Raw genomic sequence first — 16,535 nt, forward strand, 5'->3', positions numbered from 1 at the left:
GGGAGGTGGCGGCCGGGCGTCGTTGGCGGGCGGGGGCTTCCCTCGGTGGCCGATATCCCGTATTGCTTCGGCATGGTCAACCGGATTGCGGTCCTGTGCCTGGCGCTTTGGCTGGCGTCGTTTTCGGGCACCGCGGACGCGGACACGCCGCCCCACGATCCGGGCGCGAGCGAGTTCGTCATCAATTCCAGTTATTCACCCCCTTTCTCCACCCCGGACGGCGAAGGCTACTTCGACAAAGTGGTGCGGGAGGCCTTCCGGCGGGCGGGTCTGCGGGCCAAGACCCGCATGATGCCCGCCGAGCGCAGCTTGCGCGATGCGGCTTCCGGCATGGCCGACGGGGATGTGGGCCGGATGTTCGAAGTGGCCGGGATGTATCCCCAGCTCGTACTGGTGAGCGAGCCGGTTCTGCCCACGCGGCGCTTTGTGGCCTTCGCGAGCCATGCGGGCGCGGCGATGGATCCGCCGGGTTGGCAGGGGTTGGGGCCCTGGCGGGTGGGCTACGTCAACGGCTGGAAAATTTTCGAGAAAAGGGCGCACTTGGCTCGCGAGGCGGTGGCTGTGGACAACCTGGAGCAGCTCTTCACCATGCTGGGCAAGGGCCGCATCGACCTGGCCCTGTGCGCCGAGACCGACGGGCTGCTGACCGCGCGGCGGCTGGGGCTTTCCGTGCGGGTGCTGCGGCCCCCTCTGGCGGAGATGCCCATGTACCTGTTGCTCAACAAGGCCCACGCGGGCACCGTGGAACGGCTGGAGCAGGTGCTTCGCTTCATGCGGCTTGACGGCACGTTGAAGCGATTCAGAGAGGAGACCCTTCCCACGGGACCGTAATGTTCGCGAGCGTCTATCCCTCCGGCGTCAGCCGCCGCCTCGTTTTCCGCACGCTGGTTTTCGGGGTGCTCATCTTCCTCATGGTCACGGGCGGGCGCATGCTGCTGGCCTACAGGCAAGCTGTGGAAGAAGTGCGCCAGGACCTGGAACAGATAGGCGAAACGCGGTTGGACGCCGTGGCCGAAGCGGTCTGGCTGGCCAACGACCCCCTCTTGCGCGCACAGGTCGAGGGATTGCTGCACATGCCCTACGTTTCCTCGGCGGTGGTGCGCGAGCAGGGGGAGGTGGTGCTGGAACTGGGTTCCACGCCTCAAGGCGAGTCACTCTCCAGGACATTCCGCTTGGTGGTGCGCGTGGAGGGAACCCCCCGCGATCTGGGTTCCCTGGCCGTGACCGCGGATCTCGGCGGGGTGCGTCAGGCCATGCTGAACCGAACCAGGGCCAGCCTGCTGGCTGATTTCCTGGCCGTGGCGGTTATCGCCGGGTTCGTGCTGCTGCTCTTTCAGTACCTGGTCAACCGCCACCTGGCCGAAGTGGCGGGCTACCTGCGCCAGTCCGACCTTGGCGGGACCACCTCGCCCCTGCTGCTCAACAGGCCGCCCAACCCGCCGGACATGCGGGACGAGTTGGACGAGTTGGTGGACGCGCTCAACGACGCCTCTGCCAGGCTGCGCGAGTCCAGACGCAGGCTGCGGCGGGAGCTGGAGGGCAGGCGCAGGGCCGAGGCGGAACTGAAGGCGGCCCGCGACGAGCTGGAACGCAGGGTGGAGTCGCGCACCGCCGAGCTGACCCTGGCCGTGCGGGAGTTGGGCCAGAGCCAGGAGCTTTTGCAGACCATCCTGGACAACTCCCCGGCCCTGCTTTTCATGCGCGACCTGCGCGGCCGCTATGTGTTCGTCAACAGCCGCCTGGAGGAGTACTTCGGCTTTTCCTCGGCCCAGGCCGAGGGAAAACTGCCGCGCGACGTGCTGCCCGGGGAACTGGCGGAAACAGCCGAGGCGGCCCATAACGAGGCCGTGCGCACCGGGCGGCAGCAGACCGTGGAAGCGCCTTTCGAGCTGCACAGCCGCAAACGGCTTTTGCTGCTCAGCTACTTTCCCATCAAGGACGAACGTGGCCGCGTGACCTCGGTCTGCGGCATCGGCCAGGACATCACCGACCGCGCCGAGATGGAGCGCCTGGCCATCCGCGCCAAGGAGGACGCCGAGGCGGCCTCGCGCGCCAAGAGCGAGTTTCTGGCCAACATGAGCCACGAAATCCGCACCCCGCTCAACGGGGTGCTGGGCATGCTGGAGCTGCTGGACACGGACGAGCTGAGCCGGGAGCAGCGGGAATACGTCCGCACGGCCCGGTTCTCCGCCCGCTCCCTGCTGACCATCATCGGCGACATCCTGGACTTTTCCAAGATCGAGGCGGGCAGGCTGGAAATCGAGAGCTCCCCCTTCTCGCCCGCGGAGGTGGCCCGCAAGACAGCGGCCACCTTCGAGCCCCGCATCGAAGCCAAAGGACTGGACCTGCGGGTGGAGATCGACCCCGGTGCCGAGGGAGTGGCCCGGGGCGACGCCGGGCGGCTGCGGCAGGTCCTCTTCAACCTGCTGGGCAACGCGGTCAAGTTCACCGAGCGGGGCGAGGTGCGCCTGGCGGTCTCCTCGCTGCCCTCCGCCCCGGATGGCGGGCGGCGGCTGCTCTTCGAGGTCAGCGACACCGGCATCGGCATCAGGGAGGAGAAGCTGGGGCGCATCTTCGAGCCGTTCACCCAGGCCGAGGGCTCCATGAGCCGCCGTTTCGAGGGCACGGGGCTGGGCCTGGGCATCGTCAAGCGGCTGGTGCAGCTCATGGGCGGCAGCGTGTCCGTGGACAGCGAGGTGGGCAAGGGCACGTCGGTCTACTTCAGCCTTACCCTGGACCGCTACAGCGGGACCGCCCCCGGGGCGAGCAAAGCCAGGGAGGGCGTCGAGCCGTCCGGGCTGACCCTGCTGCTGGCCGAGGACAACCCCATCAACCGCCTGGCGGTCTCCCGCCAGCTGGAGCAGCGGGGCCACACCGCGCTCACGGCCTCCAACGGCCTGGAAGCGCTGGACGTCCTGCGCGGCGGGGAGCGGGTGGACGCGGTCTTTCTGGACATCCAGATGCCTGAACTGGACGGCCTGGAGACGGCCCGCCGCATCCGCTCCTCCGGCGAACCCTGGGCGGACGTGCCGCTCATCGCCCTGACCGCCCACGCCATGAACGAGGATCGCGACCAAGCCCTGGGCGCGGGCATGGACGGCTACCTGGCCAAACCCGTGGACACGGACGAGATGCAGGCGGAACTGGCGCGGGTGCTGAGCGGGGAAAGCGGCTGAAGCGGCGGCCCTATCCCGGCAACATCCGCAACAACCGCTCCAGCACCCGCCGCGCGAACCCGACGGCCACGCCGGCCCCGCGCCGGGGAGGTCCGGGTCGGCGCGGGCGGCCAGCGCCGGGCGCCTGGCCAAAGCCTCCCGCGCGGCCAGGAACGCGGCCCGGCCGGTGAACCCGGCGCACTGCTGAAAATGCGCCTTGGCGTCGCCGTCCGCCTTTTTGCTCAAGACCCGGCAGCAGGTGGATCCCGCCTCCGCCTTGAAGGCGTCGTGCAGCGCCCTGCCCGCCTCGCGGATTTCCTTGCGCGAGGCGCCCTCGCGCCACAGCAGCACGGACACCCCGGCCACCGCGCCGGACACCGCCCCGCACAAACACCCGGCCCGCCCAGCCCGATGGGCAGCCCGGCCATCACGGCCTGCGCCTGATCCGGGTCGAGCGGCCCGGCAAAGACCTCGTTGAGGGCGGCCAGCACCGCCTCGGAGCACAGCATGCGCCGGGAGCGATACAGCCCCTCCGCCCGTTCGGCGGCGATATCGGCCAGTGAGTTCGCGTCCATGCCCTACCGCTACGCTCCGGGAAGCGCCAAGTAAACCGGGGAATCGGGGGCTTCACCGTTTTTCCAAACTTGACAATCCAGCCCCAGTTATCGGACAGAAATAAGCGCCCGCCTTCTCAATACGGGGAAGACGGTTCCGCCGGGAGGCGACCCGGCCCTGCCTGCAAGGGGAATGGACATGCTCGGATTCGCTGGGCTCGACGTGGCCCTGGCCTATTGGCTCTGTCTGGTTTCGGCCGCGGTGTGCGTGGTCTACGGGGTGGTTCACTGGAACGACCGCGTGGACAGCGACCCGTTTAAGATGCGCAAGATCATCCTGCCCAAGCGGGCCCGCAAAGGCCGTGACGGCGACTCCGCCGGGGGAGGCGCGTCGTGACGGTCAAGCTCCTGGTCATTTTGCTCTACCTGGGCGCGGTCTTCTACCTGGGCTGGCGCGGCTGGCGCGAGACCAAACAGGCCGCGGACTACCTGCTGGCCGGACGGCGCATGAACCCCTACATCATGTCCATGTCCTACGCCGCCACCTTCATCTCCACCTCGGCCATCATCGGCTTCGGCGGGGCGGCGGCGCTGTTCGGATTCTCCCTGCTCTGGCTGACGTTCCTCAACGTCTTCGCCGGGGTCTTCATCGCCATGATCTTCTTCGGCCGCCGCACCCGCCGCATGGGGCTGGCCCTGGACTCCCACACCTTCCCCGAGCTGCTGGGGCGGCGCTACAAGTCCAGGTTCATTCAGGGCTTCTCCGGGGCCATCGTCTTTCTCTTCATCCCCCTGTACGCGGCCGCCGTGCTCATCGGCATCAGCCGCATGATCGAGGTGGGCCTGGGCGTGCCCTACGCCTGGGCGCTGGTCTTTTTCACCGTGATCATCGCGGTGTACACCATCTCCGGCGGGCTGAAGGCGGTCATGTACACGGACGCCTTCCAGGGTACCATCATGGTGGCCATGATGCTCATCCTGCTGTTCACCACCTACTCCCTGCTGGGCGGGGTGGGCGAGGCGCACCAGACATTGACCGACCTGGCCCCGCTCATGCCCGAGTCCCTGAAAAAAGGAGGCATGATCTCCTGGACGCAGGGACCGGCCTTCGGCTCGCCGCTGTGGCTGGTCATCTACACCACCATCGTCTACGGCGTGGGCATCGGCGTGCTGGCCCAGCCGCAGCTGGCCCTGCGCTTCATGACCGTCTCCTCGGACCGCGACCTGGCACGGGCCACCCTCTACGGCGGCCTCTTCATCCCCCTGCTCACCGGCGTGGCCTTCGCCGTGGGCGCGCTGTCCAACGCCATCTTCCACCAGAAGTTCGGCAAGATATCCATCGCCATGGCCGGGGGGAACATCGACAAGATCATCCCCACCTACATCGAGAACATCATGCCGGACTGGTTCTCGGCGCTGTTCCTCATGGCCATGTTCGCCGCGGCCATGTCCACCCTCTCCAGCCAGTACCACGCGGGCGGCGCCTCCCTGGGCCGCGACGTCATCGAGCAGGCCATGGGGCGGGGGCGCAAGGACTCCATCACCGGATCGCGCATCGGCACGGTGGTGGCCATCCTCATGGCGCTCATCTGGGCCTGGGTGCTGCCCGGCTCGGTCATCGCGCGCGCCACGGCCTTCTTCTTCGGCCTCTGCGCGGCCTCCTTCCTGCCCATCTACTGCCTGGGCCTGTACTGGAAGGGCATGACCCGCGCGGGCGCCGCCGCTTCCCTGGTGCTGGGCTTCTGTTCCTCCATGTTCTGGCTTTTGTTCGTGCACGAAAAGGAGGCCGCGGCCATCGGCCTAAGCCAGGCGCTGTTCGGCCAGGCCACCCTGGTTTCCTCGTTCGCCAAGGGGTCGTGGGTGTGGCTCTTGCAGTTCGTGGACCCCAACGTGGTGGCCCTGCCGGTTTCGGCCCTGGCGGCGGTGGTGGTCAGCCTGCTGACGCGCAAGCTGGACCCGGACCACGTGGCTCTCTGCTGGCGGGGGTTGCGGGCGAAATCCGGGGAGGGATTATAATCCTTCCACTTTTTCCGCGCCCCTGGTAGGCAGGACCACCGTCCCCTGACTGGTCCGGGGGCGGCAGGCTGGAGGGGTCGCTGTGCCGAAACGTTTCCTGCCGCTGCTGCTGGCCGTGTTGCTGTGTTCCCCGGCGGCCGCCGCCGAGCCCATCCTGCTGGGCATGTCCGGCGCCTTCACCGGCCCCTCCCGGGGGCTGGGCATCGAACTCTACAGGGGGTCCATGGCCTACTTCAACCAGCTGGAGGCTTCCTCCGGCGGGCTGCTGGGCCGCCCCGTCCGCATCAAAACCCTCGATGACGGCTACGACCCGGTCCCGGCCATGGAGAACACCATCGACTTCATCGAGGGCGGCGAGGCGCTGGCCCTCTTCAACTACGTGGGCACGCCCACCACCACACGCGTCCTGCCCCTGCTCAAGCACTACAGCGACCGCGGCATCCTTCTCTTCTTCCCCTTCTCCGGGGCCCAGCCCCAGCGCGAGCCGCCATACGCGGAATACGTTTTCAACCTGCGCGACTCCTACCGGCGGGAGACCTCCCGCCTGGTGGACAAGTTCGTGGAGTTGGGCCGGGAGCGTATCGCCGTGTTCTACCAAGCGGACGCCTACGGCCGCAGCGGCTGGGACGGAGTGCGGCGGGCCCTGGACGACCACGGCCTGTCCATGGCCGCCGAGGCCACGTACCGGCGCGGACATCCCTTCCAGCGCTCCACCGCCGACCAGGTGGAACTCATCAAGGCTGGGAACCCCGAAGCGATTATCTCCGTGGGCTCCTACGAAGCCTGCGCCGCCTTCATCCGCGACGCCCGCGACGCGGGACTGGACGCGCCCATCGCCAACCTCAGCTTCGTGGGCAGCGAGAACCTGCTGGCGCTGCTGCGGAGCCTTGGCGAGGACCGCTACACCCGCCGCCTCATCAACACCCAGGTGGTGCCCAGCTACGAGGACGAGAGCCTGAGCGCGGTGCGGGAATACCGCCGCGCCATGGACGAGTTCGCGCCCGCCCCGCCGGAAGGGGCGGCCAAGGGGTACGCCCCCCTGCGCTACAGCTTCGTCAGCTTCGAGGGCTACCTCAACGCCAAAACCTTCGCGGCCCTGGTCCGCCGCAACGGCCGAGTGCCGGACAGGAAGGACATGCGGTGCGCGGCGGAGGGTCTGCGCCAGTTCGACCTGGGCGTGGGCGCGCCGGTCTCCTTCGGCCCGGACGACCACCAGGGCCTCAAGCGCATCTACTTCACCACCGTCAAGGACGGCGTTTTCGTGCCGGTGCGCGACTGGACCGGGTGGACCCAATGAAGCGCCGCATCTCCCCCCTCTTTCAGCGCACCCTGCTGCTGACCATCCTCCTCTTCGGCGTCATCGCCGTGTCCATCTCCGTGCTCTCCGCCTGGAGCCTGCACCGCAACATGACAGAGGAGTACATCAGCAAGGGCGAGGCCATCGCCCAGTCCATCGCCACCTCCTCGGTGGAGGTGCTGCTCAACCGCGACGCCTCCACGGCGCAAGCCATGGTGGACCAGTACCTGGAAATCCACGGCACGGCCTACGTCCTGGTCTCCGATGCCTCGGGCAGGCCCATCGCCCACACCTTCGTGCCCCGGGTGCCGCCCTCTGTGGAGCGGCTGCGTCCCTCACCCAAGGGCTTCACCGTCACCGACATCAAGACCGCCGAGGGCAGCTACATCGACGTCTCCAAACCCATCCTGGCCGGGGTGGCCGGGACGGTGCACGTGGGCATGGACCGGGGCCTCATCCACGAGTACATCCTCGACGCGGTGGCCCGGCAGCAAGCCCTGCTTCTGGCCATCATGGCCGTGGCCATCGTGGCTCTGTACCTGGGGGTGCGGCGGGTCTCCCTGCCCCTGAGCGCCCTCACGGACTACGCCGAACGCCTCTCCCGCCACGACTTCGACGCCCCCATGCCAGTGCGCTCCCGCCACGAGATCGGCCAGCTGGCCACCACGCTCCAGAACATGGCCGACGAGATCAAGGGGCTGGTGGGGGACATGCAAAGCCGGGTGGACGCCTCCACCTCCGAATTGCGCGGAAACCTGCTCTTCACCCAGGCCATCATCGACAACCTGGCCGACGGCCTGCTGGTCACGGACATCAACGGCCGCATCTCCCGCTTCAACCCCATGCTCCTGCGCATGTTCGGCTTCGCCGAGGACGCGGACCTCGGCGGCAAGGACGTCTCCCTGATGTTCCCCCTGGACCTCTCCGCCCTGGCCGAAGAAGCCGCCACCTGCGGCGACGAGGTGCTGACCGCCGAAGTGGCCCTGGCCGAAGGCAACACCGGCAAGGCCCTGGCCCGCCCCATCCAGGAGGAGGAGTCGGAGGGAGCCCAGGCGGCCTGCCTGGGCGCGGTCGTCGTCATCCGCGACGTGACCAGGGAGAAGGAGATCGACCGCATGAAAACCGACTTCATCACTACGGTCTCCCACGAGCTGCGCACCCCGCTGACCTCTGTGCTGGGCTTCGCCAAGATCATCCAGCGCAGGCTGACGGACGTCATCTTCCCCTCCCTGGGTGAACGGCCGGAAAAGAAGATCGCCCGGGCCGTGGACCAAGTGGCGGACAACATTTCCATCATCGTCTCCGAGGGCGAGCGTCTCACCGAGCTGATCAACGATGTGCTGGACATATCCAAGATGGAGGCCGGCAAGATCGAGTGGCGCATGCGCGAGACGAACATGGGCGAACTGGTGCGGCAGTCCATGGCCAGCGTGGAATACCTTCTGCGCGACAAGAACCTGGACGCGGAGACGGACATCGAGCCCGGACTGCCAAGAGTGCGGGTGGACCGCGACCGCTTGGTGCAGGTGGTCATCAACCTCCTCTCCAACGCCATCAAGTTCACGGAGCACGGCCGCGTGGCCGTGTCGGTACGAAGCCGCCAGGACCGCCTCGTGGTGTCGGTGGAGGACACCGGCGCGGGCATCCCGGCCAAGGACCAGGAACTCGTCTTCGACCGCTTCCGCCAGTCCGGCGACACCCTCACGGAAAAGCCCAAGGGCACCGGCCTGGGCCTGCCCATCTGCCGCTACATCGTGGAGTCCCACGGCGGGACCATCTGGGTTGAGAGCCATCCCGGCGAGGGCAGCGCCTTCCACTTCAGCATACCGGTCCTGGCGCGCGCGGAGGACGAAACGGGACGGGCGGCCGCGCCCATCCGGCGGGCGGCCCTGAACCGCCCCCAGCGGGACGACCGGCGCCCCTGGCGGCTATTGGTGGTTGACGACGACCAGGCCGTGCGCACCTACCTGGCGCAGCTGCTGCGTAGCGAGGGCTTCGCGGTGGACGAGGCGGCCAACGGGCTGCAGGCCCTGGACCGCGCCGTGACCAACCCGCCCGACCTCATCACCATGGACCTGATGATGCCCGGCATGGACGGCGGCACGGTCATAACCTCCCTGCGGCAGAACGCCGCCACCCGCCGAATTCCGGTGCTGGTCATCACCGCCCTGCAGGACGAGCCGGTCATCGGAGCGGACGCGCGGCTGCTCAAGCCCATCCACGAGGACCAGCTTCTGGAGACCATCAACGCCCTGCTGCACAACGACCGGCTGGCGCCGAGGCCCTGCATGGTCATCGCCCGCGAGGAGCACGCCTCGGTCAAGGAGCGGCTGCCCATGCTCTGCCCCGGCCAAGTGGTCACTTGCCCGCCGGAGGAGATCGAAGAGAAGATCAACGGCGGCTTCGAGGGCACCATCTTCATCCCCGCCTCCATCGGCGGCACCATCGACCTGGGCAAGCTGGCCAAGGCCAGCAGCGTGCAGCTCGTCATCCTGCCGGAGTAGACCCGGCGAACCACTTCAGTCCGCCTTCTCCAGCCGGATGCGCGTGGCGTAGTAGGCCGTGCCCTCTCCCGCGCGGGAGACGACGTCCACAGTGAGCAGGTTGATTCCGTGCCCTTGGGCGGCCCAGCCACCCCTGCGGGTGACGGCGGTGTCCGTTCGCAGCCCCTCGTCCAGCCGCACACGCACCCGCAGCTCGCCCACCGGGCTCACCGCCAGCGCCTCCGCGCCGTCAGCCAGGCCGTGGGCGGCCTCGGGGTGGACCCGCAGTTCCGGCAACCCCTGGAAGTCATCGGGCGCGGCCTCGGAATTCAGCCGTTTGGGGTCGCCCGGGCTGAGCAGCCGCAGGGGATAGGCCCCGGGATCGCAGGCTTCGGTCTCCTCCTCCAGCCTGTCCAGGAAGCGGAAGCGGCCCGTCGGGCTGGGGAAGGATTCCCGGTAGGGGACCACGGGCTCGCCCAGCCGCACCGGCCCGGCCAGCACGTCCTCCAGGCTGAAGCCGTCCCGCTCCGCCGCCGGGCGGATGAGCTCCCGCAGCCACTCCCGCCTGGAGCGGCCCCAGTGGCCGCCAAGGCCCATGCGCCGGGCCAGGTCGCGGAACATGTCGCAGGCCGGGCGGCACTCCCCGCGCGGCTCGGAAACCGGATTGACCGGGCCGAGGTGGTTGTGGCCGAAGGAGGCCACCACATCCAGCTCCTCCGGAAACATGGTGGCTGGCAGCAGCAGGTCCGAGGCGCGGGCCGTGTCGTCCGGGAAATGCCCGATGTAGACCCGGAAATCCGCCCGGGCGAAGCCTTCGGCCACCCGGTTGGTGTCCGGAGCCATGGCCAGGGGGTTGGCCGCGGTGACGCAGATCATGCGCACCCGGGGGGCGGCTCCCACAAGCTCGCGGCCGATGCGCGGCATGAGCAGGCGGCGGCGAGCCACACCCATGCCCGCGACCTCCGGGTCGAAGGGGCCGTACTCCTCGAACCCCTGGGAGACGCCACCGCCGGGCAGCCCCAGATTGCCGGTGGCCGCGCCCAGGGCGTCGATGGCCCGCACCGCCTGGTGGGCCCACTCATGCCGGTGCAGCCCCCAGCCCAACAGGGTGGCGCAGGGCCGCTCCAGGTACGCCCGGGCCAGCATGTCCGGCTCGCCCTCCCCGACTCCGGCCCGGGCGGCGCACTCCGCCTCGGTGTGTGCCGCCAGAATGGCTTCGTAGGCAGCGAAATGCTCGCTCCGCCGCCCGATGAACTCCATGTCGAAGCCGCCCAGCCGCCGGGCCGCCAGGGCCGCGCCCAGGGCCAGCCACAGGTCGCCACCCGGCCTGGGGGCGATTCGCTTTTCCGCCAGGGTGGCTGTCTCGCTGGGCAGGGGATCCACCAGCAGCACCCGCGCGCCAGCCTTGGCGCACCGCCGCACCAGACGCGCCAGCCAAGGCTGGGTGGCCGCGGGGTTGCGCCCCCACAGCACGATGCTCGCGGCGTTCTCCAGGTCGGCCGGATCGTGGGAAACGCGGGGCGACCCCACGTCCATCTCCTGGGCGGCCTGCCCCGTGCCCCCACACAGGCTGCCGCGCAACCCGGTCACGCCGCCGAGGTCGGCGAAAAAACGCTGGACGAGCAGCATCAGCCCGGTGCGCTGGCCGTAGCCCTGGTAGTTGAGCACGGCCTCCGGGCCGTGGTGGCGAATGGTTTCCTCAAGCCGCGCGGCCACCGCGTCCAAGGCCTCGTCCCAGCATATCCGGGACCAGCCTCCCCCGCTTCGAAGCAAGGGGTGCAGCAGCCTGTCGGGGTGGTTGACCCGCCCGGGATAGCGGGTGGCCTTGGCGCAGGCAGCGCCTTGCGCCAGGGGGTGTTCCGGGTCGCCGCGCAGCTCCGCCAGCCGCCCGTTCTTCGCCCGGCCGAGGAGTCCGCAGGTTCCGGGGCAATCGCGCGTGCATGTTGTGCGAATGGTGTTCACTCTGCATTCCGATGGGTTGGATACGATGCTCGCAGGCTACTCCCCGGGAGGCTGGAGGGGCAAGCCGGAATGATGATTCTTGTTCATTTTCCGCCCGGAGTGCGGTAGATGGATGGAAAATGGCATCCGAAGAATGGGGACATATAGGGGAAGCTCCCCCCCTTCTGGGATGGCGCCATCTGCTGGTGTTCGTGTTGCTGGCCGCGGCGCTGTATGTGGGGGGCTGGTGGATCCTCGGCCTGTGGCACGCGGGCGAGGACGAGCGGCTGCGCCTGCGCAAAACACAGGCCGCGGCCAACGCCCTGTGGGAGGAAGTGGCCGAATACCCCGGTCGCATGATGCGCCTGACCTCCCTCGACCCGTTGGAATACGCCCTGAACGGGGACGGACCCGACCACCGCACCGGGGTCATCCTGGACGCTGCCAGGGAACTGCTGGCGGCCAGCGCGGTCTTCCTCCTCGATGACAAGGGCATGCCCGTCATGACCAGCCCCAGGGAGCACATACGGCTCGTTTCCGGCAACTCCCTGGCCTACCGCTCCTACTTCCGCGAGGCCATGCAGGGCCGGCCGTCGGTAAGCCTTGAACTGAGCGCCCACTTCAGGGATATCGGCGCCTACATCGCCGCCCCCGTCCACGCTGGCCGGGCGAACCCGGTGGGCATCGCCGTATGCAAGCTGGACTCCTCCCGTTTCGACAAAATCCTGGAAGCACACCCCGTGCCCATGGCCCTGCTCTCCCCCGAGGGCATCGTCTTCGCCACCAACCAGCCGGACTGGACGCTCCGCACAGCCGCCCCCCTCTCCACGGATGAGGCACGCCGGCTGGGCCCCGGCTTCCGGAACGAGTCGGTGGACGCCCTGCCGGTGGACATCTCCAAGGACCGCGTCACCCACGACGGCAGGGACATGCTGGTGCGGCGGGCGGAAATGCCCGGCTTGCCGGGCTGGCGGCTGGCCGCCCTTTTCCCGGCCAGGGACCTTTTCGCCCCGGAACGGGTCCTCCCGGCGGCATCCCTGCTCATGGCCGCCCTGGCCGTGCTGGCCTTGGCCTACCGCGAGCGCGCCCACAGCGAGGACACGGCCCGCCTCCAGGCGGAACGGGCCCTGCGTCGGGCCAACGAACAGCTGGAGGAGCGGGTGGCCGCCCGCACAGAGGAGTTGGAGCGGACCAACACAAATCTTCGCCAGGAAATGGACGCCCGGCTCCGGGCAGAGGAGGAGGCCGCCTCCTTCGGCCACATGCTGGACGCCTCCCTCAACGAAATCTACCTCCTGGATCCGGAGAATCTCCGCATCCTGCACGCCAACCGGGGCGCCGCCAGGAAGCTGGGCTACGACGCCCAGCGGCTGACCTCCATGCGGCTTAGGGAAATCATCCGCGACTTCGACGGGCTGCGCGTACCCGAGCTGATCTCGCCGTTGCTCTCCGGCGAGCTGGAGCAGGTGGAACTGGAGGCGGAGATGCGCCACAAGGACGGCTCCACTTCAATCACCCACGGCACCCTGCAGAGCATGGACCTGCACGGGAAGCGGGTCCTCCTTCTGGTGGGCGCGGACGTAACCAGCCGCAGGCGGGCCGAGTCCGCCCTGCGCGCCTCCGAGGCCCTCTTCCGCAGCCTGGTGGAGGAAGCCCCGGTGGGCATTGTGCTCACCGACCTCGACGGTCGGCTGCGCGAGGTCAACCCGGCCATGGAGCGGATGCTCGGCTACGAACACGGCGAATTGGTCGGGCTCGGGCTGTCCACCCTCTACGATGCGGACGACCTGCGGGAACTGCCCCTGCAGCGCCAGCGCATCATCGACGAGGGAACGGTGCGGCTTGAACGGCGGCTGCGGCGCAAGGACGGGGGGGTGTTCCCCGTGCTTACCGTGGCCCGCATGCTCTCCAAGGACGCCGTGCTTCTCCTCTACCAGGACATGACCCGCGAGAAACGGCTGCTGCGCGACCAGGAAGAGGCGCGCATCCAGGCGGAGAACGTCTCCCTGGCCAAGAGCCAGTTCCTGGCCAACATGAGCCACGAGATCCGCACTCCCCTGCACGGCATGCTGGGCATGGCCGAACTGCTGCTGGCCGACACGAAAAACCCCTCCCTGGTAGAAGAATACGCCGGGAATATCCGCGAAGCGGGCACGAACCTCCTAAGCCTGCTGGAGGATATCCTGGACATGGCCCGCATCGAGGCGGACAGGCTGTCGGTGGAGGAAGCCCCGGTGGAGTTGCGGCCTTTGGCGCGAAGCGTGCTGGGCATGTTCGCCATCGAGGCGGGCAAGCGGGACCTGAGCCTGACCTTCGAACCGGCCCCGGACCTTCCCGAGTTGGTGTACACCGACCAGGGAAGGCTGCGCCAGGTGCTGGTCAATCTGGTGGGAAACGCGGTCAAGTTCACCGAGCGGGGGGCCGTGACCGTCATCGCGCGGCCCACGGAACAGGGATCGGACCGAGTGCTCTTCGAAGTGCGGGACACCGGGCCGGGCATCCCCCCGGAGCAGCAGGAGGCCATGTTCGAGGTATTCCGCCAGGCCGACGCCTCCTACTCCCGCCCCAAGGCCGGGAGCGGCCTTGGGCTGACCATCTCACGCAAGCTGGCCGGACTGTTGGGTGGATGGCTCTGGGTTGAATCCACGCCCGGCCAGGGCAGTTCCTTCTTTCTGACCATCACCGCCCGCCCCGTTGACTCCGCGTCGGCCCCACCACCGGCCGAACCACGCGACACCTCCCCGATGCGGGTCCTGCTGGCCGAGGACAATCGCGTCAACCAGCTCATGACCCGGCGCATGCTGGAAAGACATGGCCACTCCGTGCTAACCGCCTCGGACGGGGACGAGGCCCTGGACATCCTGGCCCGCGAACGGGTGGACCTGGTGCTCATGGACATCTCCATGCCGCGCCTTGACGGGCTGGAGGCCACGCGGCGCATCCGGCGGGGCGGAGCCGTTCTGGACCCATCGGTGCCGGTGGTGGCGCTCACCGCCCACGCCATGACGGGAGATCGGGAGGAGTTCCTGGCCGAGGGCATGGACGCCTACCTGGCCAAGCCCTTTGAATGGGAGGACCTCGCCTGGGTGCTGGCCGACCTGTCGCCGAGGCGGGAATAGACCAGCGACGAAGGAGACCCCATGGACGCGCCGACCATTCCCTCTCAGCGACGCGACGACCTCATCGGCCTTGACGGCCTGGACAAGGCCGACCTTCTTCTCTTTCTGGCCGGCAACCAGTTCATGGCCACGCCGGACCTGCTGGACGCCTTCCGCGCCGCCCATCCCGGGGTGGAACACATCTACTGCCAGACCCTGCCGCCGGGTCTGCAGCTGCGCCAGATACTCGCGGGCAAGGCCCGGTTCGACGGCCGGGAAATCACCGGCCGGGCCGACCTCTACGTGCCCGTCTCCGACGAGGCCGTTGACGAACTCGCCCGCGCCGGGCTGACCGAGCCCGCCCGCTGCCCTGTCTACCTGCGCAATCGGCTGGCTCTCATGGTCGCCAAGGGCAACCCCCTGGACATCCGCTCCCCGGCCGATCTTGCCCGGCCCGGCGTGCGGCTCTCGCAGCCCGACCCTGAGCTGGAGCACATCGGCTGCCACATTTTGGAGATGTACCGCCGAGCGGGCGGCGAGGATCTGGTGCGGACAATCATGGAGGACAAAAAGGCGGATGGCTCAACCAGGCCGACCACCGTGCACCACCGCGAAACGCCGCGCCGCATCCTGGACGGCGAGGCCGACGCCGGGCCGGTCTGGATCACCGAGGGGCTGCACGCCGCCCGTCAGGGACTGGACCTGGAGACGGTGGAACTCCCCGAGGACCTGGACATGCGCGACCAAGCGGCCTACCGCGCCTGCCCCGTCTCCTCCGGCCGCAACCCGGTGAACGCCAGGACCTTCACCGATTTCCTCTTCAGCCAAGAAGCCCGCGACATCTTCCGCCACTTCGGCTTTCTGCCGGAAAATCGCCCCGCTACCCCACCCGGCCCATGATCTCGTAGCACAGCCGGGCGGCGGTGAAGTCCGGGTGGTGCAGGCCGGTGATGGGGGCCAATTCCACCACGTCCGCGCCTAGCAAGCGCCTGTCCTCCAGGCCGATGCGGTCCAGCACGGCCATGGCCAACCGCCAGTCCAGCCCGCCAGGCACCGGCGTGCCCGTGGCGGGCATCAGCGAGGGATCCAGGCCGTCGACGTCAAAGGTCAGCCAGACCTCCCGGGGAAAATCCTTGGGCAGCATGGGCCCATGCACGCCGCGCTTGAGCGCCGTTTTGCCATCCAGGTGCGGAATCCGCGCCTGACGCCGGAACTCGTGCTCCTCCCGGCACATGGCCCGCACGCCCACCTGGAACACCGGCAGGCTTAGCTCAACCGCCCGGCGCATGACGCAGGCGTGCGACCACCTGCTGCCCTCGTATTCCTCCCGCAGGTCGGCGTGGGCGTCCACCTGCACCACGCCCACGTCCCGGCCCGACTCGGCCAGAGCGGCGAAGGCCCCCACGCTCACGGTGTGCTCCCCGCCCAACAGCAGGGGAAACGAGCCGCCCCTCAGGGCCGCGCCCACCGCCTCCTGAATCCGGGGCAACGCCCCCTCGGGCGAATCCCCGGGAGCGCACAAGCCATCCGACGTCCACACCCCCCGCTCGCCCGGACTGCCCAGGTCGGGGTCCAAAAACAACTCCAACTCCCCGAAGCCGCCAGAATCGCCTCCGGCCCCCGGGCCGTCCCCGCGCCGTAGCTCACCGTGGCCTCCAACGGCGCGGGCAAAACATGAAAAAACGCCGACCCCGGCTCGCCATTCCCAATCTCGCTGTACAGAAAATGCCTCATGGCCAGGAAAATATGGATTGGGAAGGAAAAAGGGAAGAGGAAGCGAGGGGAGCAAGGGGGGTGGATGGTGGTTGGCCGGGGTGCAAGTTCAGGGCACGCGGCGGGCGCCGGGAGACGGCAGCCCAATTCAGCGTTCAGCGCATTTGCGGCCAAACGGCCGGGGCGTGGTTGTACCGGGTAGGCGCGCTCCACGGTCGCCAGTGCGCCGGGATGTTCCTTGACCGCGATACCATCTCGCACCAACACGCGTTACACAT

General features: G+C 68.6%; 10 protein-coding genes and 1 pseudogene. 8 read left to right on the forward strand and 3 right to left on the reverse strand.

The window, feature by feature from the left end:
- Window positions 1-72: 72 nt before the first annotated feature.
- Complete coding sequence (locus tag N911_RS0107310) at window positions 73-831, forward strand: substrate-binding periplasmic protein (RefSeq protein WP_138774357.1); 759 nt, start codon at window positions 73-75, stop codon at window positions 829-831.
- The gene (locus N911_RS17440) at window positions 831-3,176 is read left to right on the forward strand and encodes an ATP-binding protein (protein WP_051694048.1); all 2,346 of its coding nucleotides are present in this window, start codon (window positions 831-833) and stop codon (window positions 3,174-3,176) included. The genes N911_RS0107310 and N911_RS17440 overlap by 1 nt, the downstream gene beginning before the upstream one ends.
- A 156-nt stretch (window positions 3,177-3,332) precedes the next feature.
- Here N911_RS17440 and N911_RS19185 read toward each other — a convergent pair.
- Window positions 3,333-3,659: pseudogene (locus tag N911_RS19185) on the reverse strand (C-GCAxxG-C-C family protein); the annotation flags it as partial.
- Window positions 3,660-3,908: 249 nt separating this feature from the next.
- Between N911_RS19185 and N911_RS16715 the strand changes: the two are divergent.
- From N911_RS16715 to N911_RS0107335, 4 genes are all read left to right on the forward strand, one after another.
- Window positions 3,909-4,106 (forward strand): symporter small accessory protein, encoded by a 198-nt coding sequence (locus tag N911_RS16715; RefSeq protein ID WP_051694326.1) that lies wholly within the window; start codon window positions 3,909-3,911, stop codon window positions 4,104-4,106.
- Entirely contained in the window at window positions 4,103-5,725 is a 1,623-nt protein-coding gene (locus N911_RS0107325; RefSeq protein ID WP_029895768.1) for a sodium:solute symporter family protein, read from the forward strand. Before N911_RS16715 ends, N911_RS0107325 begins: the two co-directional genes overlap by 4 nt.
- An 82-nt stretch (window positions 5,726-5,807) precedes the next feature.
- On the forward strand, window positions 5,808-7,022 hold the full coding sequence (locus tag N911_RS0107330) for an ABC transporter substrate-binding protein (protein WP_029895769.1): 1,215 nt from the start codon (window positions 5,808-5,810) through the stop codon (window positions 7,020-7,022).
- Window positions 7,019-9,526, forward strand: coding sequence for an ATP-binding protein (locus N911_RS0107335; protein ID WP_029895770.1), 2,508 nt, complete (start codon window positions 7,019-7,021; stop codon window positions 9,524-9,526). Before N911_RS0107330 ends, N911_RS0107335 begins: the two co-directional genes overlap by 4 nt.
- Before the next feature lie 15 nt (window positions 9,527-9,541).
- Here the strand turns inward: N911_RS0107335 and N911_RS0107340 are convergent, their stop codons facing one another.
- On the reverse strand, window positions 9,542-11,467 hold the full coding sequence (locus N911_RS0107340; protein WP_029895771.1) for a molybdopterin-containing oxidoreductase family protein: 1,926 nt from the start codon (window positions 11,465-11,467) through the stop codon (window positions 9,542-9,544).
- Window positions 11,468-11,652: 185 nt separating this feature from the next.
- Between N911_RS0107340 and N911_RS17445 the strand changes: the two genes are divergently transcribed.
- On the forward strand, window positions 11,653-14,565 hold the full coding sequence (locus N911_RS17445; protein ID WP_237559910.1) for a PAS domain S-box protein: 2,913 nt from the start codon (window positions 11,653-11,655) through the stop codon (window positions 14,563-14,565).
- 21 nt (window positions 14,566-14,586) lie between these two features.
- Window positions 14,587-15,444 carry a molybdate ABC transporter substrate-binding protein gene (locus tag N911_RS0107350; protein WP_029895774.1) on the forward strand — a complete coding sequence of 286 codons (858 nt, stop codon included), beginning with the start codon at window positions 14,587-14,589 and terminating at the stop codon, window positions 15,442-15,444.
- On the opposite strand, the gene N911_RS16720 is transcribed toward N911_RS0107350, so the two are convergent.
- Entirely contained in the window at window positions 15,425-16,012 is a 588-nt protein-coding gene (locus N911_RS16720; protein ID WP_341860295.1) for an arginase family protein, read from the reverse strand. The two genes, N911_RS0107350 and N911_RS16720, sit on opposite strands and share 20 nt — an antisense overlap.
- Between the last annotated feature and the right edge of the window lie 523 nt (window positions 16,013-16,535).

Origin of the sequence: Desulfohalovibrio reitneri, assembly GCF_000711295.1 — a bacterium.
GTDB lineage: Bacteria > Desulfobacterota > Desulfovibrionia > Desulfovibrionales > Desulfovibrionaceae > Desulfohalovibrio > Desulfohalovibrio reitneri.

Excerpts from the sequence above, each read along its gene's own strand:
- N911_RS0107310 (WP_138774357.1), top strand. The coding sequence starts at position 73 with ATGGTCAACCGGATTGCGGTCCTGTGCCTGGCGCTTTGGCTGGCGTCG.
- N911_RS17440 (WP_051694048.1), top strand. The coding sequence starts at position 831 with ATGTTCGCGAGCGTCTATCCCTCCGGCGTCAGCCGCCGCCTCGTTTTC.
- N911_RS16715 (WP_051694326.1), top strand. The coding sequence starts at position 3,909 with ATGCTCGGATTCGCTGGGCTCGACGTGGCCCTGGCCTATTGGCTCTGT.
- N911_RS0107335 (WP_029895770.1), top strand. The coding sequence starts at position 7,019 with ATGAAGCGCCGCATCTCCCCCCTCTTTCAGCGCACCCTGCTGCTGACC.
- N911_RS0107350 (WP_029895774.1), top strand. The coding sequence starts at position 14,587 with ATGGACGCGCCGACCATTCCCTCTCAGCGACGCGACGACCTCATCGGC.